Origin of the sequence: Clostridium novyi NT, from assembly GCF_000014125.1 — a bacterium.
Taxonomy (GTDB): Bacteria; Bacillota; Clostridia; order Clostridiales; family Clostridiaceae; genus Clostridium_H; species Clostridium_H novyi.
In genome coordinates, this window is the sequence record NC_008593.1 from 295875 (window position 1) to 320743 (window position 24869).

At 29.1% G+C, this 24869-nt stretch carries 22 protein-coding genes and 1 riboswitch; of the genes, 13 read left to right on the plus strand and 9 right to left on the minus strand.

What is annotated here, in order from left to right:
* The first annotated feature begins 15 nt into the window (after window positions 1-15).
* The 3 genes from NT01CX_RS01605 to NT01CX_RS01615 are packed head-to-tail and all read left to right on the plus strand — an operon-like array spanning window position 16 to window position 2761.
* Window positions 16-711, plus strand: a complete 696-nt coding sequence (locus tag NT01CX_RS01605) for an ABC transporter ATP-binding protein (protein ID WP_011721282.1) — start codon at window positions 16-18, stop codon at window positions 709-711.
* A 3-nt stretch (window positions 712-714) separates the two neighbouring features.
* Window positions 715-2268, plus strand: a complete 1554-nt coding sequence (locus tag NT01CX_RS01610) for a putative ABC exporter domain-containing protein (RefSeq protein WP_011721283.1) — start codon at window positions 715-717, stop codon at window positions 2266-2268.
* 52 nt (window positions 2269-2320) lie between these two features.
* Window positions 2321-2761, plus strand: a complete 441-nt coding sequence (locus NT01CX_RS01615; RefSeq protein ID WP_011721284.1) for a GNAT family N-acetyltransferase — start codon at window positions 2321-2323, stop codon at window positions 2759-2761.
* A 57-nt stretch (window positions 2762-2818) separates the two neighbouring features.
* Here NT01CX_RS01615 and ytaF read toward each other — a convergent pair whose 3' ends face one another.
* Both ytaF and cloSI read right to left on the minus strand, forming a co-directional pair.
* Window positions 2819-3439 carry a sporulation membrane protein YtaF gene (gene ytaF, locus NT01CX_RS01620; protein WP_011721285.1) on the minus strand — a complete coding sequence of 207 codons (621 nt, stop codon included), beginning with the start codon at window positions 3437-3439 and terminating at the stop codon, window positions 2819-2821.
* A 206-nt stretch (window positions 3440-3645) separates the two neighbouring features.
* Window positions 3646-5238: a clostripain gene (gene cloSI, locus NT01CX_RS01625; RefSeq protein WP_011721286.1), complete on the minus strand. Its 1593-nt coding sequence runs from the start codon at window positions 5236-5238 to the stop codon at window positions 3646-3648.
* 326 nt (window positions 5239-5564) lie between these two features.
* On the opposite strand from cloSI, the gene NT01CX_RS01630 reads away from it, so the two are divergent.
* The 7 genes from NT01CX_RS01630 to NT01CX_RS01660 all read left to right on the plus strand — a co-directional run bounded on the left by NT01CX_RS01630 (window position 5565) and on the right by NT01CX_RS01660 (window position 13285).
* Window positions 5565-7289 carry a methyl-accepting chemotaxis protein gene (locus NT01CX_RS01630; RefSeq protein WP_011721287.1) on the plus strand — a complete coding sequence of 575 codons (1725 nt, stop codon included), beginning with the start codon at window positions 5565-5567 and terminating at the stop codon, window positions 7287-7289.
* Window positions 7290-7489: 200 nt separating this feature from the next.
* Window positions 7490-7801, plus strand: a complete 312-nt coding sequence (locus tag NT01CX_RS01635) for a DUF2325 domain-containing protein (RefSeq protein WP_011721288.1) — start codon at window positions 7490-7492, stop codon at window positions 7799-7801.
* A 195-nt stretch (window positions 7802-7996) separates the two neighbouring features.
* The gene (locus NT01CX_RS01640; RefSeq protein WP_011721289.1) at window positions 7997-8365 is read left to right on the plus strand and encodes an ArsR/SmtB family transcription factor; all 369 of its coding nucleotides are present in this window, start codon (window positions 7997-7999) and stop codon (window positions 8363-8365) included.
* Window positions 8366-8380: 15 nt separating this feature from the next.
* The gene (locus NT01CX_RS01645) at window positions 8381-10516 is read left to right on the plus strand and encodes a heavy metal translocating P-type ATPase (RefSeq protein ID WP_011721290.1); all 2136 of its coding nucleotides are present in this window, start codon (window positions 8381-8383) and stop codon (window positions 10514-10516) included.
* A 178-nt stretch (window positions 10517-10694) separates the two neighbouring features.
* Window positions 10695-12017 carry an amidohydrolase gene (locus NT01CX_RS01650; RefSeq protein ID WP_011721291.1) on the plus strand — a complete coding sequence of 441 codons (1323 nt, stop codon included), beginning with the start codon at window positions 10695-10697 and terminating at the stop codon, window positions 12015-12017.
* Window positions 12017-12835, plus strand: coding sequence for a DUF3100 domain-containing protein (locus tag NT01CX_RS01655; RefSeq protein WP_011721292.1), 819 nt, complete (start codon window positions 12017-12019; stop codon window positions 12833-12835). Before NT01CX_RS01650 ends, NT01CX_RS01655 begins: the two co-directional genes overlap by 1 nt.
* A 3-nt stretch (window positions 12836-12838) precedes the next feature.
* Window positions 12839-13285: a LysO family transporter gene (locus NT01CX_RS01660; RefSeq protein WP_011721293.1), complete on the plus strand. Its 447-nt coding sequence runs from the start codon at window positions 12839-12841 to the stop codon at window positions 13283-13285.
* An 81-nt stretch (window positions 13286-13366) separates the two neighbouring features.
* On the opposite strand, the gene NT01CX_RS01665 is transcribed toward NT01CX_RS01660, so the two are convergent.
* The 4 genes from NT01CX_RS01665 to NT01CX_RS01680 all read right to left on the minus strand — a co-directional run bounded on the left by NT01CX_RS01665 (window position 13367) and on the right by NT01CX_RS01680 (window position 17384).
* Window positions 13367-13744 (minus strand): hypothetical protein, encoded by a 378-nt coding sequence (locus NT01CX_RS01665; RefSeq protein ID WP_011721294.1) that lies wholly within the window; start codon window positions 13742-13744, stop codon window positions 13367-13369.
* Between the two features lie 65 nt (window positions 13745-13809).
* A complete protein-coding gene (locus tag NT01CX_RS01670; protein WP_011721295.1) occupies window positions 13810-15000 on the minus strand; it encodes an electron transfer flavoprotein subunit alpha/FixB family protein in 1191 nt (396 codons plus the stop codon).
* Between the two features lie 12 nt (window positions 15001-15012).
* On the minus strand, window positions 15013-15807 hold the full coding sequence (locus tag NT01CX_RS01675; protein WP_011721296.1) for an electron transfer flavoprotein subunit beta/FixA family protein: 795 nt from the start codon (window positions 15805-15807) through the stop codon (window positions 15013-15015).
* An 8-nt stretch (window positions 15808-15815) separates the two neighbouring features.
* On the minus strand, window positions 15816-17384 hold the full coding sequence (locus NT01CX_RS01680; protein WP_011721297.1) for an FAD-binding oxidoreductase: 1569 nt from the start codon (window positions 17382-17384) through the stop codon (window positions 15816-15818).
* Window positions 17385-17600: 216 nt separating this feature from the next.
* On the opposite strand from NT01CX_RS01680, the gene NT01CX_RS01685 reads away from it, so the two are divergent.
* The gene (locus NT01CX_RS01685; RefSeq protein WP_011721298.1) at window positions 17601-19262 is read left to right on the plus strand and encodes a sensor histidine kinase; all 1662 of its coding nucleotides are present in this window, start codon (window positions 17601-17603) and stop codon (window positions 19260-19262) included.
* A gap of 28 nt (window positions 19263-19290) precedes the next feature.
* Here the strand turns inward: NT01CX_RS01685 and NT01CX_RS01690 are convergent, their stop codons facing one another.
* Both NT01CX_RS01690 and NT01CX_RS01695 read right to left on the minus strand, forming a co-directional pair.
* On the minus strand, window positions 19291-19803 hold the full coding sequence (locus NT01CX_RS01690) for a dihydrofolate reductase (protein WP_011721299.1): 513 nt from the start codon (window positions 19801-19803) through the stop codon (window positions 19291-19293).
* A gap of 45 nt (window positions 19804-19848) precedes the next feature.
* A complete protein-coding gene (locus NT01CX_RS01695) occupies window positions 19849-20310 on the minus strand; it encodes a DUF441 domain-containing protein (protein WP_011721300.1) in 462 nt (153 codons plus the stop codon).
* A 115-nt stretch (window positions 20311-20425) separates the two neighbouring features.
* Window positions 20426-20537: riboswitch (SAM riboswitch) on the plus strand.
* A gap of 92 nt (window positions 20538-20629) precedes the next feature.
* Here NT01CX_RS01695 and NT01CX_RS01700 point away from each other — a divergent pair.
* Together NT01CX_RS01700 and metA are read left to right on the plus strand one after the other, a co-directional pair.
* Window positions 20630-21907: an O-acetylhomoserine aminocarboxypropyltransferase/cysteine synthase family protein gene (locus NT01CX_RS01700; RefSeq protein ID WP_011721301.1), complete on the plus strand. Its 1278-nt coding sequence runs from the start codon at window positions 20630-20632 to the stop codon at window positions 21905-21907.
* An 18-nt stretch (window positions 21908-21925) separates the two neighbouring features.
* On the plus strand, window positions 21926-22834 hold the full coding sequence (gene metA / locus NT01CX_RS01705) for a homoserine O-acetyltransferase MetA (protein ID WP_011721302.1): 909 nt from the start codon (window positions 21926-21928) through the stop codon (window positions 22832-22834).
* Window positions 22835-22976: 142 nt separating this feature from the next.
* On the opposite strand, the gene NT01CX_RS01710 is transcribed toward metA, so the two are convergent.
* Window positions 22977-24415, minus strand: a protein-coding gene (locus NT01CX_RS01710) for an IS1182-like element ISCno1 family transposase (RefSeq protein ID WP_011722872.1) whose coding sequence is annotated in 2 segments (ribosomal slippage) — window positions 22977-23254 and window positions 23254-24415 — 1440 coding nt in all. Because the reading frame shifts where the segments join, the coding sequence is not laid out codon by codon here.
* Window positions 24416-24869 lie beyond the last annotated feature (454 nt).

Genomic DNA, 24869 nt, shown 5'->3' on the forward strand with positions numbered 1-24869 from the left:
GGGATGAAGTGGCAAATGATAAAAATTGATAATTTGACTAAACAGTATAATGAAGTACTTGCAGTAAATAATATGAGTTTTGAAGTTGAAGATGGTGAAATTGCTGTACTTTTAGGACCAAATGGAGCGGGAAAAAGTACAAGCATAAAATGTATTTGTGGTTTATTAAGATATGACGGAGATATTGAAATACAAGGACATAAAAATAAAACACTTGAGGCGAAAAAGGTATTTAGTTATGTTCCAGAAACACCTGCTCTTTATGATATGTTAACTATATACGAGCATTTAGAATATATAGCAAATGCGTACAAAATAGATAATTATAAAGAAAAGGCAGAAGCTTTATTAAAACGATTTGATCTTTATGACAAAAAAGACAAGCTAGGAAAAGAATTATCAAAAGGTATGCAACAAAAGGCTAGTATATGTTGTGGGCTTTTAACTGAACCTAAAGTTATACTATTTGATGAACCTATGATAGGACTTGATCCTAAAGCTATAAAAGAACTTAAAAAAGTGTTTTTAGAGCTTAAAGAAAATGGGTGTTCTGTAATTATAAGTACTCACATAATTGATAGTATTGATGATATTTGGGACAAGGCTATAGTAATCAATAAAGGAAGCATAGTATATAAAACAACTAGAAGTGAGCTTAAAGAGAAAAATGAATCACTAGAAGAAATTTTCTTTGAAGTTACGGAGGAATAGTATATGAAGCCGTTATTTTATTTGATGAGAAAAGGACTTAAAAATTTTATTAAGGATTTAAAGAAAAAACCAGCTGCGCTTATAGGATATATTTTTATTATAGCTATGATAGTATTGGCTATACTTAGTGGGTCAGGTGCATCTGATCAATCAAGAAAATTTTTAAGTAATAATAGATTTGGATTTATAGTAGGAGTAGTTTTAATTGGATTTTTCTATCTTACTGTTAAAGAGGGAATAAATAGAGGAAGTTCATTTTTTAGAAAAGCGGATGTTAATTTAGTATTTACTGCACCGATTTCTCCCAAAAAAGTTTTAATATATGGTATTTTAAAACAATTATATATGACATTTGTTATGCTTTTCTTTGTTGTAGTTCAAATACCTAATATAAGAAATTGGTTTAATATAAAAAGTTGTGGAATCGGAGTTTTAGTGCTAGGCTCATTTCTTTTTATGTTTATAATATCTATAATTGGCATTTTGATTTATTCAATTGCAGCTAAAGGACCAAAGTGGAGAACAGGTATTAAGATGTTAATGAATATACTGGGTGGTATATTTATAGTATTTTTATTAATTGAAGTTTTAAAAACAAAGAACTTTATTCTATCTTGTGAAAACATATTTGGTAGTAGATATTTTTCGTATATTCCTATTGTGGGCTGGACTAAAGAAGTTATAATGGCAACTGTAGTTGGAATTAATAGTAGTTTTTATATGTATTTAGTTATGGATTTAGTGGCTATAGCTATTATAATTTTAGCTATATACAATATGAATACAGATTATTATGAAGATGTTTTAGAAGCAACAGATTACAAAGAAAAATTGCTTCAAAATAAAAAAGAGGGAAAATCTCAATTTAGTTTTAAGAAAGTTAGAAAAGTAAAGCAAAGATACAGAGGAAGTGCTGGCAGAGCTATATTTTCCAGACAGATGTTAGAGTATAAAAAAACAGGATTTTTCTTTATAAACATTAGAACAGTAACTATGATTATTATAGGCATTTTCTTTGGAATGTCGGTGGGTGAAGATAATATATTAGCTGTTTTATATTTCTGTGTATATATGCTATTATTCTTTTCACTTCAAGGTAAATGGATGAGTGAACTTGAAAAGCCATACATATACTTGATACCTATAAGTTCTTTTTCTAAAGTCTTTTATGCTACATTAGCAGATAATATAAAGAACTTTATAGATGGATTTGTGCTTTTTATTGTAGTTGGAATAAAGTTAAAAACAAGCCCTATAATTATAGTTTTATGTGCTTTATCTTATGCTAGTTTTGGAACTATATACACTTATATAGATATATTATCAAGAAGAATTTTTAAAATTGAAAGCAAGACACTTGAATCATTTTTAAAGTTTATATTTGCATTTATAATAGTACTTCCAGGTATAGCATTGTCAGCTTACTTTGGATTTAAAGATGGATTACAGTTTGGAAAGTATTTAGTTTATATTTCTCTAATTATATATAATTGCATTGTTTCAAGTATTATATTGACTTTTAATAGAAAGATTTTTGATAATATAGAAATGCATTAATTGTTAATAAGTAATTTGAAATATAAATTATTTGTGGATAAGGGGAATAAGTATGGAGGATATTAAAATATTTAACGGGGAATATCTTAAGGAATGTTCAAAAATTTATCCAAGTATATTTAATAAGGAGCCTTGGGGTGAAAGTTGGACAGAGGATATAGCATATAAAAGATTAAAGGAAGTTTATGATACTCCTAATTTTTTTGGAATAGCTTATATGAAAAATGGAGTAATTATTGGGGGTATTTTAGGAAATATAGAGCATTGGGATGTTGGCAAAAAATATATACTAAAAGAGTTTTTTATAGATAGTAAGTGTCAAGGCAATGGATTAGGTAGCAAAATGTTAGGAGCATTAGAGGAAAGATTAAGTGAATTATCAGTAAGAATCATTGAATTAAATACTTTAAGAGGAAAAAGTACAGAAGGCTTTTATTGTAAAAATGGTTATAAGACTGATAAAGATATGATTGTAATGGAAAAAATAATATAAAGTTTAAGTATATAAAAAGAGGTTACTAAAATTAGCTTTAGGTAACCTCTTTGATTTTTACAAAAACAGCTCGTACAAACCTATAATAATAATTATTATAGATGAAATTAGTGAAGCGTATTTTCCAAAAACTTTGGATAAGTATTTCTTACCAGTAATCTCTCCTAGTTTGATGGTTATTACACTTGATAAAAAAGTAAATAAAACAGTCAAAACTATATTTAGTCCAGCAATACTAGCTCCAAGTCCAAGTCCAAAGTTGTTTATTGTAAGAGCAAGTGCAAGGGCTAAACTTTCCTTTAAATCTATTGAACCAGAGTTGTCCACATCAGCTTGTTCAGGATTGTCCAATATTTGAGAGGCTGTAAGATTTTCATTATCATAAGTTATGTGCGTATTTTCATCATTATCAGGTTTTTTAAAAAAATCTATAGTTAACCAAACTCCAATTCCAATCAGCATAACAGATCCAATTATATTAGCAGTTTTTATTGAAAGAAACTTACTAATAGCTAGTCCAATTGACATGGCTATGAAAGTACCTAGACTTGTTATAAATCCAATTAAAATATTTATTAATGGAGTTATGTTTATTTTTTTTATGCCATAAGATAGTCCTACAGTAAAACTATCTAAATTGGCTGAAAGTGCAAATAAAATTATGGCTAAGATATCCAAACATATCCCCCCGATATACTCTGTTATACTCTTCAATATATTAAGTTCTATGTAGTGATGTTACAAAAAACTTAACTATAATGAGTAATTTTGAGGAATGCTGAAGAATAGTTTGAAATATAATAAATGAAATGTGAATATGCAAAAAACAAAAATGAATCTAGATGATTTAAAAATCATCTAAATCCATTTTTAATATTTATAATCTACCATTGATAGTGATTAAATCCGCCATCAGGTCCATTTGTTTTATCAAACCAAGAATCTAAAAGTTCAAACCAGTTTCCCACTTTATTTATTTCAGGATCTTGTCCATCTTTACACCAACTTAATTTTCCATAAGGATTATTTAATCCAGAAGCTACTGTATCAATAGAATTATACCAGCTTTGGATTAGCCAATGAGGAATTTTAGCATTAGAATAACGGCTAGTATAAATTCTATTTCCATCAGGTAAGAATACACTTAATCCATTTTTACCTTCTTTAAATTTACCTACCCCTTTAAATTTCTTACCACCAAATGAGTAAAGAACCATGCTATCAACGTTTTTCATAACATCCTTAGCAAGTTTTTGAGTTTCCTCATCAAAGTCATTGCTTTTAGATATTCCTTCACATAAATCATAGATATCAAAGTAAGGATATTCTATCCAGTCTAATTGGTCTTTTTCATTAAAGTAATGCATTAAGTTTACATTAGTTTTACTTCCTCTTAATTTTTCTATGGCGCTTTTCTTATTTTTTGTGCTTAAATCAACAGCTAATTTATCAAAAGATTTTTTTATGTTTTCAGCCTTAGTTAAATCATAACAACTTAATTGTTGATCAGAACGGAAATATCTTGATGTTGAATCACGTTGTTCTTCAACAAATAAAGCACCTATTTGTTCATTTGTAATTGTTGCAGGATCAAAGCAACGTTCTCTTCCGCCTAGAGTTAAATCTTTTTGTAAAGTAAATGTATTTCCTGATCTTATTCTTGAAAATATATCATCATACTTAAATCCAGCACCCCATACAACAGGACTTGATGCGATCATAGTTTTTGCTGAAAATCTACCATTTCCTGGTCTGTATTGGTATGCAACTTCAGCAGTACCCATTAAACAAGCATCAAAAGCAAGTACATCTACAGAGTGGCTTTCATCTAAATGATCTGATATTTCACCTATATAAAGACAATCTGGATTTTCTCCGTCAAGATTGCTATCATCCCAACAAATAGCTTTATTTAACTTTTCATTTACATTTGGCTTATTTTTTGCTCCACCTCCATGATTAGACATTATAAGAACATATTTATCTGCCTTATAATTATTTTTACCAAACTCTATGAATTTTTTTAGGGTTTCAGGATCACCCATGTTAGCTTCATATGTTCCATTTACCTTGATTTCGGGAAAATACTTACCTCCATCTAATCTAGTAGCTTTGTTATGTTCAATTTTATACAAACGAGTATCTTCAAAGTTTTCTCCTAAAGCAGTTGAATCCTCGCTATATCCAGGAGTTCTGTCTACTAGAGCTATTAGATTTAAATTTGGGTTATTAACATAACCTTTTTTCATTTCTGCGATGTCACTCATTAATGCATCTTCTAAATTATTGTCAGCATCGCAATAATACAATATAGTTACCTTTTGTTCTTTTTTACTTTCATCTTTTGCTTTTTTTGTAATAGATGATTTAGCGTTATTAGCTGTTGGTTTTGGAGTAGCATATACTGGTTGAATGTTTATAAACGACATTCCAAGTATAGCAGCAGCTAATAAATGAATTACTTTTTTTCTTAACATAAAAATTACCCCCTTTAAAAATAATGTGATTTCTTAATTGATATAAAGGTAAATTAGTTAAATCTAAAGCATCAATTAATGAAACCGAATAATTATATAAAAATAATATTTTGATTATCGTTGAAAATATTTCAAGCTTTATAATTAAATGTAAAAAAACTATAAATATTTATATGATTTATATGATTTATATGATTTATATGAAAAAAATGTATAAAAAGGTTGAAAAATATCGCTGATGGAATATAATATATAAACATGACTAATTTAAATATAGAGGTTTACATTAGGAATAAATATAAATTTTAACAATAGGAGGGGTTTTAGTGGATTTTTTAAAAAAGATTAGCGTAAAAAAGAAAATGATTTTTAGTTATAGTGCATTACTAATGCTAATGATAATATCTGGAGTTATTGGTGTTGTTAGTGCTAAAAAACTAAATGATAATTCTAAGCAAATGTATTTTAAATCACTACAATCAATAGAATATATTCAAGAAATAAAAAATAATATAGATGAGGAAGCAACATGTATATTAAATATTATTTATAATGAAGATTTAAATCAAAATGATAGAAACAATATTTATAAACATATAACTGTAGATTTAAAAAATAAAAACCAAGAACTTTTCGAAAAGTATGAAAAGATCCCTTTTACTGAAGAAGAAAAAAGGGATTATAACGAATTCAAACATGAATTGGAAAATTATAGAAATGTTAGAGGCGACATATTAACTCTTGTTAATAATGGAAACATAAATGGAGCTAAGCAAATTTTTGCATCTAAGATAAAACCTATTAGAGAAAAAACTGAAAGCAAATTAAATGCTATAAATGACATGAATGAAACGCAAGCAAAGATTTCTGATGAAGAAAATAGAAAAGTTTTTCAAAACATAATATTTATTTCTTCAGCAGTAACTATTGTTGGAATTATATTAGCTTTAGTATTAGCTATTATTATGATAAGAGATATTATTAGTTCTCTTAATAGAATAAGAGCATATGCTAGAAGACTTTCTGAATATGATTTTTCTACTCCAATAGTTGTTAGAGGAACAGATGAACTATGCATGACTGCTGTGGATTTAAATTCTGCACAAAAAAATGTTAATAATTTAGTTAAGCAAATATATTTAGATGCAGAAACTATGGGAGCTATGAGCGAAGAATTATCTGCAACGGTTGAAGAAATAACAAGTAAAGTAATTACAATAGATGAAGCCACTAAAGAAATAAACAAGGGTATAGAGGAATTTAGTGCAAGTACAGAAGAGTTAAATGCTTCAGTGGAAGAAGTTAATTCTAGTATAGAAGAATTAGCTACTAGTTCAACAGAAGGAAGTAATAACTCAAATGTGGCAAAGGGAAAGGCTAAAGAAGTTCAAGAATATTTACAAGATGCAATAAAAGAGACAAATAGTATTTATGAAGAAAGACAACAAAAAATAATAAAGGCAATAGAAGATGGTAAAGTAGTTTCGGAAATAAGAGTAATGGCAGATAGTATAGCTCAAATTGCGGAACAAACTAACTTACTTGCATTAAATGCAGCAATAGAAGCAGCGAGAGCAGGAGAACAAGGAAAGGGATTTGCAGTTGTTGCAGATGAAATAAGAAAGCTTGCAGAACAATCAGCAGAAAGTGTTTTAGTTATAAAAAATACAATAACACAAGTGCAAAGTGCCTTTGGAAATCTATCAGATAACGGAAATCAATTATTAGATTTCATGAATACTAAAGTTAAAGAGTTATTAGATAGCTCATTAAGTGTTTCAAAACAATATTATGATGATTCGGACTATATAAGTACAATGACAGAAAACTTTGCATCTATGACGGAAGAAATAAATGCTACAACAAATCAAATAACAGGTGCAGTGCAAAATATTGCTTTAGGAGCTCAGGATGCAGCAGAACATACAGGTGATATATTAAGCGGTATTGATGAAACAACAAAGGCAATGAATGAAATTGCTAAAACATCTGAAAATCAAGCAAGTATTGCCCAAAAACTTAATGAATTGGTAGGAAAATTTAAGATTTAAAAAAGTGAAAGAAAAACCACACTTTAAATAGTTTTTTAGGCTGTTGATAAACAAAATTTATCAACAGCTTTTTTATTTAAATATTAATATATTAAAATAAATCTAAAAATTTAAAATATTAAGCTATTGACAAGAAAAGTAAGTTGGTGTATCATATTAATGAGAATGATTATCAATTTAAATGAAAGGGGTTTAAGAATATGAGTGCTTTAATAATAGGGGGAGATAGACTAGGAAAAATAACAGATGAATTACATAAAAAGGGATTTACTGATATTAAGCATATAACAGGACGAAAATGTGGAGAAAGAAAGATAAAAATTTATTCACAAATGCAAAAGGCTGATTTAACAATAGTTTTAGTGGATTATATTAATCATGTTATAGTAAATAATTTAAAAAATAAAATTAATAAAAATGATAAGTGTAATAATATTATTTATGCAAAAAGATCTTGGTCGCATATGGAGAAGTGCATTAATAATTTTATGATAAATAAAGAAGAAAATTAGTATTATATTTTAAGCTACTTATAAATAATAGTTATAATAAAATATAATTTTAAATAAAATATATAGGTTTATTTTAAAGCTACAAAGTTTATGTAGCTTTTATTTTTTTATCTTTTATAACGTTGACAATTTTTTGTGAAAAAAATATAATAAATATGAACATATGAATATATGTTCAAATGTAGGAGGGATAAAATGAGTAACGATTTAAAAGAAATTGATAGATGTAGTTGTAACACAATTCATTCTGATGTAATAAATAAGGTTAAGAAAGGTATGCCAGAAGATGAAGTTTTGTATGACCTTGCTGAATTATTTAAAGTGTTTGGAGATACCACAAGGACTAAAATATTATATGCTTTATTTGAAGCAGAGATGTGTGTGTGTGATCTAGCTTCATTGCTTGGAATGAGCCAATCAGCAGTGTCACATCAGCTAAAGGTATTAAAGCAAACAAGACTTGTTAAGCCAAGACGTGATGGGAAAGTGGTTTATTACTCTTTAGATGATGATCATATAAAAAGAATTTTCAATTGTGGACTTGAACACATAAATGAAAAGTGATTTGGGGGGAAATCTATGAGTGATAATGCAAAGAAAGAAATAATATTAGAAGGATTATGTTGTGCAAATTGTGCAGCTAAAATAGAAAGAAGTGTAAATAAGTTAGAGGATGTTGATAATGCTTCTTTAGATTTTATTTCAAAAAAACTTACTATAGAAGCAAAAGATAGTGAAAAGCTAGATGTTGTATTAAATAAAGCCATAAAAATAGTAAATGATATAGAACCTGATGTAAAGGTGTTATTAAATTACAATCATAAAATTCATGGACATGCTCATTCTCATGATCACTCACATGGACAAGAAACTAGCAAAACAGATTTTATAAAGTTTGGTTTTGGAACTGTAATTTTTATAATAGCTATGGTATTTAAGTTTTCCTTTAAAATAGAATTGGCATTGTTTTTAATGAGTTATATTTTAATTGGTGGAGAAGTTGTTTTAAGGGCATTGCAGAACATTTCAAGAGGACAAGTGTTTGATGAGAATTTTTTAATGGTTATAGCAACAATAGGTGCTTTTGCTATAAAGGAATTTCCAGAAGGCGTTGCAGTTATGCTATTTTATCAAATTGGAGAGTTCTTTCAAGATAAAGCAGTTGAACGTTCAAGAGGTTCTATAAGTGATCTTATGAATATAAGACCTGATTATGCAAATATAAAAATTGGAGAAAATATAAAGAAAGTATCACCAGAAGAAGTTAAGATTAATGATATTATAGTAGTTAAACCAGGAGAAAAGATTCCACTAGATGGTGTAATTGTAGATGGAAAATCTATGTTAGATACTTCTGCATTAACAGGAGAGTCTGTTCCACGAGAAGTGGAAGCTGGTAGTGAAGTTCTAGGTGGATTTTTAAATAAGAATGGATTAATTACAATTAAGGTTACAAAAGAATTTACAGAATCAACTGTTTCTAAGATACTAGATTTAGTGCAAAATGCAAGTTCTAAAAAAGCATCTACAGAAAATTTTATAACTAAATTTGCAAGATTTTATACTCCTGTAGTTGTTATTACAGCGGTTATGCTTGCCATAATTCCACCACTTGTAATTCAAGATGCTGAGTTTTCAAAATGGTTATATAGGGCGTTAATTTTCTTAGTAGTATCTTGCCCTTGTGCTTTAGTAGTATCAATACCACTAAGTTTCTTTGGAGGAATTGGAGCTGCATCTAGAAATGGGGTACTAGTAAAGGGTGGTAATTATTTAGAAGCTCTTAATAGTGTTGAAACTGTTATTTTTGATAAAACAGGAACACTAACAAAGGGAGTGTTTAATGTAACAGAAGTATGTCCATTAAATGGTGTAACTAAGGAAGAATTATTAGAATATGCAGCTTATGCAGAAAGCTATTCTAACCATCCTATAGCAATTTCAATATTAAATTATTATAATAAGCCTATTAATAAAGAAGAAATACAAGACTACAATGAAATATTTGGACATGGCATATCTATAAGATTTAAAGGAAAACAAGTATTTGCTGGTAATAATAAATTAATGGATAAAGCAAATATTAAATATAATAAAGTTAAAGCTGCAGGTACCATAATATATGTAGCTGTAGATAAACAATACAAAGGATATATATTAATTTCAGATGAAGTTAAGGAAGACTCAAATAAAACTATAAAAGCACTTAAAAATATAGGTGTTAAAAATACTGTAATGCTTACAGGGGACAACAAAGAAGTTGGAGAAACAGTTGCAAGTGCATTGGGTGTGGATGAAGTTTGTACTGAATTATTACCAAATGATAAAGTTGAAAAGTTAGAGAATATTTATCATAATAAATCTTCAAATGGAAAGATTATTTTTGTAGGAGATGGAATAAATGATGCGCCTGTTTTAGCTAGAGCGGATATAGGTATAGCTATGGGGGGACTTGGATCAGATGCAGCTATTGAAGCTGCTGATGTAGTTATAATGACAGATGAACCATCTAAGATAGTTACTGCTATAAAAATAGCTAAAAGAACAAGAAGAATTGTACTTGAAAATATAATATTTGCACTAGGAGTTAAATTAGTAGTATTAATACTTGGAGCAACTGGTATTGCAAATATGTGGGAAGCTGTTTTTGCTGATGTAGGAGTTGCTTTAATTGCTGTATTAAATGCAATGAGAGTATTAAAATATAATGATTAAAATTTTATATTAAAGTAGGAAAGGTACTATGTAAAATAGTGCCTTTTTTTATACCGTAAATAAGTAAAGTATTATTAAGATTATATACATTGACAATAGTTTACTATGCATATTATAATTCACTTGTCATCAAATTTTGACAAAATAAAAGATAATTTGTTGAAAAGGGGTAAAAATTGTGGAAAAACAAAAAATCAAGCAACTTATATGTGATTTAATCGATGAAAATTCAGAAAAAATTATATTTCTAGCAAAAGAAATAGAAAAAGAACCGGAGCTTGGATATAAGGAAGTTAAAACTTCAAAAAAGATTACAGATTTTTTTGAAGAATTAGGATTGAATTATAGAAGTGGACTTGCATTAACAGGGGTAAAAGCTAAATTAAAAAATGAATCAAAAGGACCCAATGTAGCTATATTAAGTGAACTTGATGGAGTAATTTGTTTTGATAGTCCAAAGGCGGATAAAAAAACAGGGGCAACTCATACATGTGGACATCATTTACAAATGGCAGCTATGCTTGGGGCAGCACTTGGACTTAAAAAAGCAAATATTGAAAATGAACTATATGGTAATGTAACTTTTATGGCAGTTCCATCAGAAGAGTATATTGAAATTGCATATAGAAGTAAGCTAAAGGAAGAAGGAAAAGTTCATTTCTTAGCTGGAAAACAAGAATTGATTTACAACGGAGAATTTGATGATGTAGATATAGCAATGATGTTTCATTCATTAAAAAATTGTCCAACTCCTACAGTTGCTACTGGCGAAACTAGTAATGGATTTTTAGGAAAGACAATTCATTATAAGGGAAAAGCAGCTCATGCAGCAGAAGCACCTCATGCTGGAGTAAATGCTTTAAATGCAGCTATGCTTGGAATAATGGGAATTAATGCATTAAGAGAGACTTTTAGAGATGAGGATTCTATAAGAGTACATCCTATTATTACAAAGGGTGGAGATACTGTAAACAGTGTTCCGTCAGATGTAAGAATGGAGTCTTATGTAAGAGCGAAAAATATAAAAGCTATGAAAGAAACTAATGAAAAAGTTGATCGTGCATTACTTGCTGGTGGATATGCAATTGGAGCAGAAACTACTATAAATACAATTCCAGGACATCTTCCATTAAGATGCTCATCAATCATGAACAATATGTTTGAGGAAAATGCAAAAAAATTATTACCAGAGGAACAAGTTATAGATGCAGGACATTTTACAGCTTCAACAGACATGGGAGACGTTTCTAATCTTATACCATCAATACATCCTTTTATAGGGGGAGTTTCAGGAAATCTTCATACAAAAGATTTTAAAGTAGAAGATTATGATGCAGCATTAATTTTACCAGCAAAATTAATGGCTATGACTGTTGTGGATTTATTATTTAATAATGCTAAAGAAGGGAAAAAAGTTATAGAAGCTTTTGAACCTACATTTGAGAGCAAGGATGAATATATAAAATTTTTAGAAGGCTGTTTTGAAAGAAAGGTGAACTAATGAAGAATTGGAAAAATCATATTATTGTTTTAATTGTGGTTATTATAGCTGAATTTATAGGGGTTATAAAGTTTAAAGTGGGACCAGGGACTTTAGTGTTTTTACCTATGCTTTACGCACTTATAATTGGAATATTTTTGGGTCCTAAGTTTTTAAAGATTGTAAATGAGAAAGATATGAAAGATGCAGGAACACTTATAACTATTTCTTTAATGCTTCTTATGGCAAGATACGGAACTACAATAGGACCAACACTTCCTAAGATTATAAAATCAAGTCCTGCTCTTATATTGCAAGAGTTTGGTAATATAGGAACAGTATTTTTAGGAGTGCCTTTAGCAATATTCTTAGGATTAAAGAGAGAAACAATTGGTGCTGCCCACTCTATATCTCGTGAACCTAATATTGCTTTAATAAGTGATATATATGGATTAGATGGAGAAGAAGGAAAAGGGGTAATGGGAGTTTACATTTGCGGAACTGTTTTTGGAACAGTATTCTTTGGATTAATTGCGACTTTCTGTGCTGCATATACTCCATTACATCCATATTCATTAGCAATGGCATCAGGTGTTGGAAGTGCAAGTATGATGACAGCGGCAGTTGGTTCTTTAAGTGCCATGTTCCCAAATATGCAAGAAACATTAACTGCCTTTGGAGCAGCAAGTAACATGTTATCAGGACTTGATGGGCTTTATATGTCTTTATGGGTTGCAATTCCACTTGCAGAATGGCTTTACAGAAAGGTTTATAGAATAAAGTATGGTGTACAACCTCCAAAGGTTGAAAAAAAGAGCGTAGTATCTAAGGAGGTTTAAACTATGAAAATTGGAAAGTCTTTATTTGTATTAATTTTAATGGGGATGTTATCTCTAGTAGGAAATTTAGTTGGACCTAAACATGGTATATTTGAAGCACTACCGGGAATGGCTATACTTGTATTAATATCTATAGTTGGAATAATACTTGCAAAGGTAATACCAGGGAAGATACCTGCTGTTGCATATATTGTTACTTTAGGGTGTATAGTTACTTATCCAGGATTTCCTGGTGCAGCTATAGTTTCTAAGTATATGTCAAAGGTAGATTTCTTATCTTTAACTACTCCAATACTTGCGTATGTAGGTATTTCTATAGGAAAAGACTTAGATAGCTTTAAAAAATCAGGTTGGAGAATTATTGTTGTATCATGTGCTGTATTCATAGGAACTTATTTAGGATCTGCAATAATCGCTCAACTTATATTAAAATCTTTAGGACAAATATAAAGCTTAAATAATACAAAAAATATAAAAACAAAATCCAAATATAAAAAGACCGAATATATTAAATATACTCGGTCTTTTTTGCTAATAGCATATAAAACTGTCTATTTGTCTTAAATCTACTCCAAAATAAACCCAGCGACGACGTACCCATCTAAAACCTGCTATGGAGCGTCTTCCAACATAAATTATATATGCCCAAAATGAAGTCCCGTTATTTAACCAGATATAAGTATAATTATATCTACAGAACTTAATTGAACCAGGATCAACGGCTTTAACATTTATTCCATTTTTACCTTCGGACTTCGATGGAGTAAATGGAGGGGGAGGACCTGATGGAGGACCTTGATTCATTCCACCTCCTAGACCAAAACCATCCTGTGGACCAATGTTTCCACCTGGAAATCCAAATGGAGGAGGACCCGGTGGGAATTGTCTAAAATCTGGATTAAAAGACACTTATAAAACACTCCTTGTAAGTAATACATTATATAATATGTCTTTAATCTTATAAGGGTTAAACTTTAAAGAGATTTTTCTTTTAAATTTTTAATGATCTTTGGAAGAAGATCTTCAATAGTACCTACAAGTCCATAATTTGCAATTTTAAATATTGGCGCATCAGGATCTTTATTTATAGCAATTATTATGTCTGATGAAGATATTCCTGCGGTATGTTGAATTGCACCAGAAATTCCAAGTGCAAAATAAAATTTAGGAGAAACTGTTTTACCAGTTTGACCAATCTGATGACTATAATCTACAATGCCTTCATCTACAGCAGCACGAGATGCTCCGATTTGAGCATTTAACAAATGAGCTAATTCTTCTACTAGCTTCATGTTATTAGAATCACCAATACCACGTCCAACAGCTACAATAATTTCGGCATCTTCAATATTTAAACTTTCATTTTTAAATTGACATATGTCTATAACCTTTGTTTTAGATTTTGGTAAATCAAAGTTGTTACAATTTATTATTTTACCTTTTCTACAGTAGTCAGGTTCCAGGGCCTTCATAATTTTAGGACGAACAGTTGCCATTTGAGGTCTATGATTTGGACACACAATAGTAGCCATTAAGTTTCCACCAAAGGCAGGTCTTGTCTGTTGTAATAATTTTTCTTTAGAATCTATTTCTAAAATTGTGCAATCTGCTGTAAGTCCTGTATTTAATTTAGATGCTATTCTTGGTGCAAGAGAACGACCATATGATGTAGCACCTAGCAATACTATTTCAGGTTTATTATCTTCTATAAGTTTAGATATAGCTAAGGAATATTTTTCGTCACTATAATTAGCGAACTCAGGATTGTCTATACAATATACAATGTCAGCACCATATGCTATTAAATCCTTGCAACTTTTATCTAAATTTTCTCCTAGTATGATTGCTGAAACTTTTGTATTTAAATCATTAGATAGTTCTTTTGCTTTACCTAAAAGTTCAAATACAACATCTTCAATTATGCCATTTTTATGTTCTGCAAATACAAAAATTCCAGTGTAAGATGATATATCAACATTTGTAACCGTATCTTTTTTTAGTTCTATAGCATTAAATTTACATACATTTATGCAAGAACCACAAAGAGTGCAGTTATCTTTAATAATAGCTTTTTTATTTTCAATTTCTATAGCCCCAAAAGGACAAGTATTTGCACAAATTTTACATCCTACACATTTGTCCTTTAATATAGTTATACTACTCATATAAGTTACCTCCTATTTTGAAACTGATAGCCCCATAGATAATAATTTATCCACTAATTTATCAGCTTGTTCATCTGGATTTCCCTCTATAATTTCGCTGGTTATATCGTACTCAGGTATAAATGTTTTTACTACTTGAGTTGGAGAACCGTTTAAACCTGTTAAGGTAGTGTCAGCATTTATATCATTTGCAGTTAGCATAGTAACTTTTTTATCAAATGATTCTCTTAAATTTTTTATAGATGGAAGTCTAGGAACATTTATATCTTCTACAACAGTAATTAAAGCTGGAAGGGTAGATTCTATTATTTCATAACCATTTTCTATAAGTCTTTTACATCTTATATATCCATCTTTTAGTTCTTGAATTTCACTTACATATGTTATATATGGGATATTTAGCTTACCAGCAAGACTTGGACCTACTTGTGCGGTGTCTCCATCTGTAGCTTGTTTACCACATATTATAAGATCATAATCATTTATATATTTAATTCCCATGGAAAGCGTATAGGCTGTAGCAAGAGAATCAGCACCAGCAAAAGCTCTATCACTTAAAAGATAAGCTTCATCTACTCCAAGGGACATAGCTTCTTTTAATAAAATTGAGGTATCAGGAATTCCCATACTTAGTCCAGTAACTTTACTATTAAATTTATCTTTTATTCTAAGAGCTTCTTCTATGGCAAAGGTGTCAAATGGATTTATAATTGATTTTATACCTTCTCTAATAATGGTGTTGGTTTCTTTATTCATCTTTACTTCAGTAGTTCCAGGAACTTGTTTAATACATACAATTACGTTCATTTTATCACCTACTCCTCAAAAAGATTTCCGCAATTTAATCTATTATAAGGGTCAAATAAAAGTTTTAAAGATTTCATTTCTTTTAGCCCTGAGATACCTACCATTTGCTTAAATAAAGAAGTTTTTAGTTTACCTACACCATGTTCAGCAGAGATAGTTCCTCCCATAGAAACAATTTTTTCTGCCCAAGAATTGTAAAGTTCTTTTCCTTTTCTATAATCATCCATATTTTTAGGAATTATGTTTACATGAAGATGATTATCTCCTATATGTCCAAAAATAACTGATTCTAAATTAGAATCTTCTAATGTTTTATTGTATAATTTCATAACTTCTTTTAGTTTTGAGTTAGGAACTGCCATATCTGTACCAAGCTTTGTAAGAGAAGGATATTCCTTTCTTATCTCATCTATAAGAAGATTTACGGATTCTGGAATAGCATGTCTAAAGAAATGAAGTTGTTCTTCTGATTGTGCATTTGTAGCAACCCAGGTGTTAGCTTCATCTCCACCACAATTTTCCATTAGTTTTCCTACTTTAAGAAGTGTATCTAGATTTTTATTATTGTTTATATCATGATATTCACTGTATATTGCTGTATGAAAATTTTCAGGTAAATCCAGAAGTTTCTCAAAAGCTGGATTTTTTTCTTTTTCTTTTCTTATCAAGTTTAAAGCGTTATTATTAAAAAATTCTATAGCTGCAGGATTTAAATTTTCTCGAAGAGATTCAACGAAGTTTAAAGATTTTTCCTCAGAATCGAAGAATGCTGTTACGCCATATATTGATTTAGGTTTTTTTAAAAGTTTTAGCTGAATTTCTGTAATAATTCCAAGAGTTCCTTCAGAACCTATGAAAAGATCTATTAAATCCATGTTTTCCATTGAATAATATCCTGAAGCGTTTTTAACTTTTGGCATAAAGTATTTAGGAATATATCCTTCAATAACCTGTCCAGAATCTGTAGTTATTGAAAATTTGCCATTTTTTATTTTGCTTTCCCCACGCTTAATAGAAAAGGTATCTCCATTGACTAAGACAACTTTTAATCCTTCTACGTAATTTCTAGTTGAACCATATTTAAAGGAACATGCTCCAGAAGCATTACATGCAACCATTCCACCTATAGCAGCTGTTGATTCTGTAGGATCAGGAGAAAAGAAAAATTCATCTGAAGATTGAAATTGTTTTAGTGAATTTAAGGAATTTTCATCCCAATTTTTAGTGTCAAAATTTTTAGCTTGTAAGGTATTTCTTAGTTTACACAGTATAACACCTGGTTCAACTGTAACTAAAAAAGTATTTAAATTTTTGTCATAACTTAGAGATTTTATATTGTCCATTTTACTCAAATTTAGTATATGACCATTTTTAGGTACTGCACCAGCGGTAATGCCTGTACGTGCCCCTTGTACGGTTACTGGTGTTTTAGTATTATTTAGGTATAACAGTATATCTTTTATTTCCTGTTCGTTTTTAGGAAATGAAATAGATTCTGCTGAACCAATTTTTCGGGATTCATCTCGAAGATAATCTTGATGTTCCTTACGCAACTTTTTTATGAGAATATTTCCCATTTGAAATTTCCCCCTTTTTGTAGTAATTTAAATATTAAAATAAACCAAAATGGTAATAAAAATACAATTTGAAATTAAGTATAACTTAATTTCATTATTTTTAAAAGTTTTATGGAAATATTTATATAATTTTTTTAAAAAATAATGGCAATTATTATAAAATAATTAATATTTTATTCGAGTATTGTTTTATCTAGGATTTTAAGGAGACTTAATATGTATAGAAGTGATAAAGATATAGTTAACGAAAGACAGTTTTTAGATGAAGATGGACTATTTTATAAGAATTTAATGAAAATATTACCGGATGCAATATTTTTAGAGAAAAATGAAAAGTTTATATTTGCAAATGATGAGGCAATTAAACTTTTAGGTGGAATAGATAAGAAGGATATTTTGGGAAAAAGTGTAATGGAATTTTTAGATGAAAAATTTCAAAAAACTGAAGAAGAATTATATGGAGAGACCGTAGAAAGTGATAAAGAAGCTACAAGGGAAAAAAGAATTGTAAAACTAAATGGAGAAGTTATAGATGTTGAAGTAAAGTCTATGTATTTTTCACCAGAAGAAAGTTATGAAGATAAAATCAAGATAGTAATAGTTAGAGATATAACTAAAAGAAAAAAATATGAAAAGGCATTGAAAGAAAGTGAGTGTTTACACAGAAAACTTACGGAATTACTTCCAATGGCTGTGTGTATTTATGATTATGGTAAGATAGAATTTGCAAATAAAAAGTGTGCAGATATTCTTGGAGTAAAAGATAAGGATGAACTAATAAATAAAAGTGCTTTTGATTTTATATATGAAAAAAATATAGAGTCTTCAAAAGTACAGTTAAAAAAAATCGAGGATCATGCAGATAAGATATTACCTCCATTTCACAATAGGGCAATTTGCGTAAATGGAAATGTTATAGATATAGAAACTTGGTCTACAACCTTATGTGATGAAACTGGAGTTAAAATTCTCACAGTATTTAGGGATATAACGGAATACTTGCAATTACAAAAAATAAAACAAAAAGCAGAGGAAAATAGAATTCTATTAGAAAAAGAAAGGGAATTTAATAGAATCCGAACAGAGTTTTTTGCAAATTTGTCTCATGAGTTAAAGACACCTTTAAATATAATTTTAGGATCTCAACAATTATTGAGTTTGTATTTACAAAACTTAGATGAGTGTAATGTTAATTCACAAAAAATAAAGCAGAATTTAAAAATATTAAAGCAAAATAGCAATAGATTACTCAGACTTATTAACAATATAATAGATATTACAATAATAAATTCAGGACTTTTTGCAATGAATTTAAAAAACCGAAACATAGTAAGTATAATAGAGGATATAACTCTTTCTGTAGTAGATTATGCTAAAAATAAAGATATAAAAGTTATATTTGATACAGATACTGAAGAGAAAATAACACTTTGTGATGAGGAAAAAATAGAAAGAATAATATTAAACTTATTATCTAATGCTGTTAAATTTACTCCTAAAGGTGGAAAAATAAAAGTTAATATACATGATGATGGAGACAAGTTAAGAATTACTGTAAGGGATAATGGAATAGGAATACCAGAGGATAAAATACATATGATATTTGATAGGTTCACTCAGGTGGATAAATCATTTACTAGAAGTACAGAAGGTAGTGGAATAGGTCTTTATCTAGTTAAAGCTCTAGTTGAGATGCATAATGGAAAGGTAAGTGTAGAAAGCGTATATGGAAAGGGCAGTGAATTTATAATAGATTTACCGGTAAAAGTGGGAGATTATAAAGAGTGTTTTGATGAAAAAGATGATTTTAATACTACTCTAAAAGAAGATAAATTAAAGAAAGCTGAAATTGAATTTTCAGATATATACAATATTTAGTATAAGAAAAGTCTTTGATTATGTTAAATCAAAGACTTTTCTTATTATTAATTCTATTTAATATTAAAAAAGTATGATTGTATACATTTTTTTCATCTGTAATTCCTTGAATTTCTTTTGTTGTATTCCAGTCATATCTATTTATGTTTGGAAAAAAAGTATCTCCAATAAAGTTATGATGGATTTTAGTCATATAAATTTTTTCGGTATATGGAAGTAGTAGAGAAAAAATTTCACCACCACCTATAACAAAATATTCTTTTTTATCATTTATAATTGGTTTTAACATATCTATTTTATTGATAATTTCAACATTGGAATCTTTCATATTAAAATTTTTATTTTTAGTTAAAATTATATGTTTTCTACCAGGGAGTAACGCTTTTAGAGATTGAAAAGTTTTGCGTCCCATAATCATAGTTTTACTTTCAGTCAAAGTAACTTTTTTAAAATATTTTAAATCATTTGGAAGGTGCCATGGGAGAGAATGATCTTTACCTATAACATTGTTTTTTCCAATTGCAACTACAATACTTAACATATATTTTCGCTCCTATACAAAAGTTTTAAATTTATTATATAGTATTTAACAGTTATTTTTAAATATTAAATTAATAATAAATACAACTTCATAGGCGATACCTGATGCAATTAAAGGACCCACGGGAACTCCGCCGAGAAGTGATACACCTACTATAGAGCCAAGAATAATTCCAGTTAAAGTATCTGTACTTCCCTTTAAAAATCCAACTCCTTTTGAAGCTAAAACTGCCACTATAGCTCCACACAAAAAGCAAACAATTCCCTTTAAATTAAATGCGTTTTTTATGTTTTCAGTAAACTCAGGATTTTTAATTATAGGTATAAGCATCCATATCATAAGAAATGTCATTCCTAAATTCATAAAGTGATTTTCCATAAAAGTAATGCATTTTTCTGTATTAAAAAAAGATATGAATAGCATAACTATGGTTGCAATTCCTAGACTTTTATTTTTGCTTATAAAGGATAAAAACATTAATATTAATAAAATAATTTTAGATGACATGATAGATCTCCTAAATATTTCTATAATTTATAATACTAATTTTTTTATGTTTTGCTATTGACACACCCAAAAATGAAGTGTAAAATAGACTTTAAAATTGAATATAAATTGATAAATCTTATCAAGAGTGGTTGAGGGACTGGCCCTATGAAACCCGGCAACAACTAATTTTCATTTAAATTAGTAATGTGCTAATTCCAGCAGGAAATTTTCCTGAAAGATAAGAGGTGTATTTTAGAATATATAATTTAGATTTTATAATCGCTTCTTATTTTTTAAGAAGCGATTTTTTTAATATAAATAAAAAGGGGGAAATAAAATGAATAATTGGAAAAAGGGGACTATATGTATACAAGGAGGATATACTCCAAAGTCTGGGGAACCAAGAGTACTTCCAATATATCAAAGTACAACTTACAAATACAACGATCCGGATGAAGTTGCAGCGTTATTTGATTTAAAAGCTGAGGGTCATATGTATTCAAGAATAAGCAATCCAACTGTAGCTGCTTTTGAAGAGAAGATAGCAGCACTTGAAGGGGGCGTTGGTGCTTTAGCTGTAGCATCAGGTCAATCAGCAAGTACACTCTCAATATTAAACGTGTGTAAAAGTGGGGAACATGTTGTTGCTGCATCAACTTTATATGGAGGGACATATTCACTATTTTCAACAACATTAAAGAAATTTGGTATAGACGTAACTTTTGTAGATCCTGAAGCTACAGAAGAAGAAATTTTAAAAAATTGCAGAGAAAATACTAAAGCTGTTTTTGGAGAAACAATAGGAAATCCGGGATTAAACGTATTAGATTTTGAGAAGTTTTCAAATGTAGCAAAAAAGATTAAAGCACCTTTTATTGTTGATAACACAATAGCAACACCGTATCTTTGTAATCCACTAAAACTAGGGGCAAATGTAGTTGTACATTCAGCTACCAAGTATATAGATGGTCATGCAACAACTGTAGGTGGAGTTATTATAGATGGGGGAAATTTTGATTGGAATAATGGTAGATTTCCTGATTTTACTGAACCAGATCCAAGTTATCACGGTATTAAATATACTGAAACTTTTGGAGATAGTGCTTATATTGTAAAGGCAAGAGTTCAACTTTTAAGGGATTTAGGAGTTTGTACTAGTCCATTTAATGCTTTTTTATTTAGTCTTGGTCTTGAAACACTACATCTTAGAATGGAAAGACATAGCGATAATGCTATAAAACTTGGTAGATTTTTAGAAAAACATAGTAAAGTTAGTTGGGTAAGTTATCCACTACTTGAAAGCCATTCAACTTATGAAACTGCAAAAAAATATCTGCCAAAGGGAGCTAGTGGAATTTTAACATTTGGAGTTAAAGGTGGAGTTGAAGCTGGAAAACAATTTATAAGAAATCTTAAATTAGCTGCACTTGTTGTACATTTAGGAGATGCTAGAACTTCCGTACTTCATCCAGCAAGTACAACACATAGACAACTTACAGAAGAAGAACAATTATCAGCAGGGGTTACTCCTGATTTAATAAGAGTATCTGTTGGAATTGAGGATATAGAGGATATAATAGAAGATTTCGACCAAGCATTAAATAACATTAAGTAATGAAAGGACGGGATAAGAATGCCTATAATAATACCTGAAAATTTACCAGCAAGTAATACTCTTACTGGAGAGAATATATTTGTTATGCATGAGGCTAGAGCATTAAGTCAAGATATAAGACCGTTGAAAATACTGATTTTAAACTTAATGCCACAAAAGATCCAAACAGAAACTCAACTTTTAAGACTGCTTGGAAATACTCCATTGCAAGTGGATGTAAGATTACTACACATAGAATCTCATGAATCTAAAAATACATCAAAAGAGCATTTACTTAGATTTTATGAAACTTTTGATGATGTAAAAGATGAAAAATTTGATGGAATGATAATAACAGGCGCTCCAGTTGAAACTTTAGAATATGAAGAAGTTGATTACTGGGAAGAACTAAAGAGAATAATGGAGTTTTCAGTTACAAATGTAACATCTACATTACACATATGTTGGGGCGCGCAAGCAGGATTATATTATCATTATGGAATACCTAAACATAGATTAAAAAAGAAAATGTTTGGAGTATTTAAACATACATTAAATAAAGATGGAGTAAAACTATTAAGAGGATTTGATAACGAGTTTTATGTACCACATTCAAGACATACAGAAGTTTTAAGAGAAGATATACTTAAAATTCCAGAACTTAAAATTTTATCAGAGTCAGAGGAATCAGGTTTATATATAGTAGCAACAAAAGAGGCTAAACAAATATTTGTAATGGGACATTCAGAATATGACCCTGGTAGCTTGAAGTGGGAATATGATAGAGACAGTGCAAAGGGAATGGATATTGATGTTCCTAAAAATTATTATCCAAATGATGATCCAACAAAAGAACCTATTGTAAGATGGAGATCTCATGCTAATTTACTATTTTCAAATTGGCTAAATTATTATGTATATCAAGAAACACCATATGAACATAAATAAGTATTATAGGGTATTATAATGTATAAAAAATTAGTGGGGGCTATTTTTAAAAATATATTATAAAGAAATTAAAAGGGTAAGCTTTTTATTAAAGCTTACCCTCAGATTGTTCAAAAAGCCCCCAACAATTGGGGGCTTTTGTTTACGCCAAAATTCTTTTATGCGATAGCATTCGAAAAATATTTATTATGTATGTTAATTTGGAATAAATTTGAATTAATGTACACAAAAAATAATGCGATAGCACCATGGCTATCTTTTTCATATTCTGAACTGCCGCTGTAAGTAGGCACTGCTCAGAAACATTTTTAATTCCTCGCATGCGACAATAACGTAGCCCATGTAATTCTTTTGAATCAGCAAAGCTACGCTCAATCTTTTCTTTACGTCGTTTGTAAATACTTTTACCTTTTTCTGTTTAGTAAAGCTAAAAATTTGATCTTTATAGTCTTCCCAAACATGACGACGTATAGTTCTATTAATGGATTTATCAGATGTTAAGCAATTATTTTTATATTTGCAATAAGCACAATGCTCCGCATTACTTAAATATTCTTTATAACCTTCCCTCGTAGTAGTTCTATATTTTAAAAAGCAATTATTAATACACACATATCCATCTAATTCTTTAACATACTGAAATCTATATTTTGTATATTTTCCTTTAACATGGGGTCCTAAACGGAACCCAAAAACACCTTGATAATTTTTGTCTGAAATTTGTTTACAAATAGGATTCGTAGAATATCCGGCATCTGCTACTAAATATTTTGTATTAAAATTAAACTTTTCTATTTGAGTTTCTATTCTTTTAACATAAGGATCTACATCGTTTATATTCCCGGGAGTAACATGAACGTCTGTTATAATATTATACTTTCCGTCAACAGTTCTATGATCTAAATAAAAAAAGCCTTTAGGTTTTCCATCTCTAACCATATATCCACTGTCTGGATCAGTTGTACTTACTTTTATTTCCTTAGTTTCAGCTATTTTAGTCTTTTTTTTTAGAGGCTTTTTATTATGATTAATTCTATCTTTATTAATGTCATTCTCTAATTCATCAAAGTATTCCTTTGTGGATTTAGTTATTTCTTTTTTAATAAATTTATGTTTATTAGCGTTAGCTTTTAAGTGAGTAGAATCAGTATATAGAATTTTGCCATCAACCAAGTTTCTATTAATAGCTTGAAATACAATATTATCAAATATTTCTTGATGTATATTTGTATTACTAAATCTTTTTGTTCTATTCTGGCTTATAGTGGAATGACTTGGTATTTTATCAGTAAGTCCATATCCTAAAAACCATCTGTAAGCTACATTTACCTGGATTTCTTTTACAAGCTGACGCTCTGAACGTATACCGAATAGGTATCCTATAAAAAGCATTTTAAATAATACAACTGGATCCACTGATGGTCTGCCATTATCAGCACAATATAAATCCTTAGTTAAATCTCTTATAAATGAAAAGTCTATGTATTTATCTATCTTTCTAAGTATGTGATTTTCAGGTACTAAATTTTCTATATAAACTAGTTCTAATTGATTTTGTTTTCTTTCATTATTAGTAAGCATTTTTCCTCCGTAGGAGCCCTAACGGGCTAAAAGATTTATTGTTCTAAAATATATATTCTACATAAACACTAAAAATCCTTTTTGTAATAAATGTAAAAAGGCTGTTGACAAATTATGTTTATCAACAGCCTGAGGGTAAGCTTTTTATTAAAGCTTACCCTTTTACACAGTTTTGACAACTTAAAGTTGCCAATGCCTAGAGGTTTAGGCATTAATTTATTTTTAATGGGGGAATTATGAATAATGTTTGTATCAAGTACAACTTATTAAAGATTATAAACAAAATAAAAAATTTTAAACATGATATTTAAAAAAATTTAAAAATAAAAATACTACTTTTAAATATAAAAGATGATAATGATTACATGAAAAAAAAGTTGTATATTTAGTTGCATATGCAACTAAGTTAAGATATACTATAAAAATAGTTGTGTATGCAACTAATTGTTTGTGG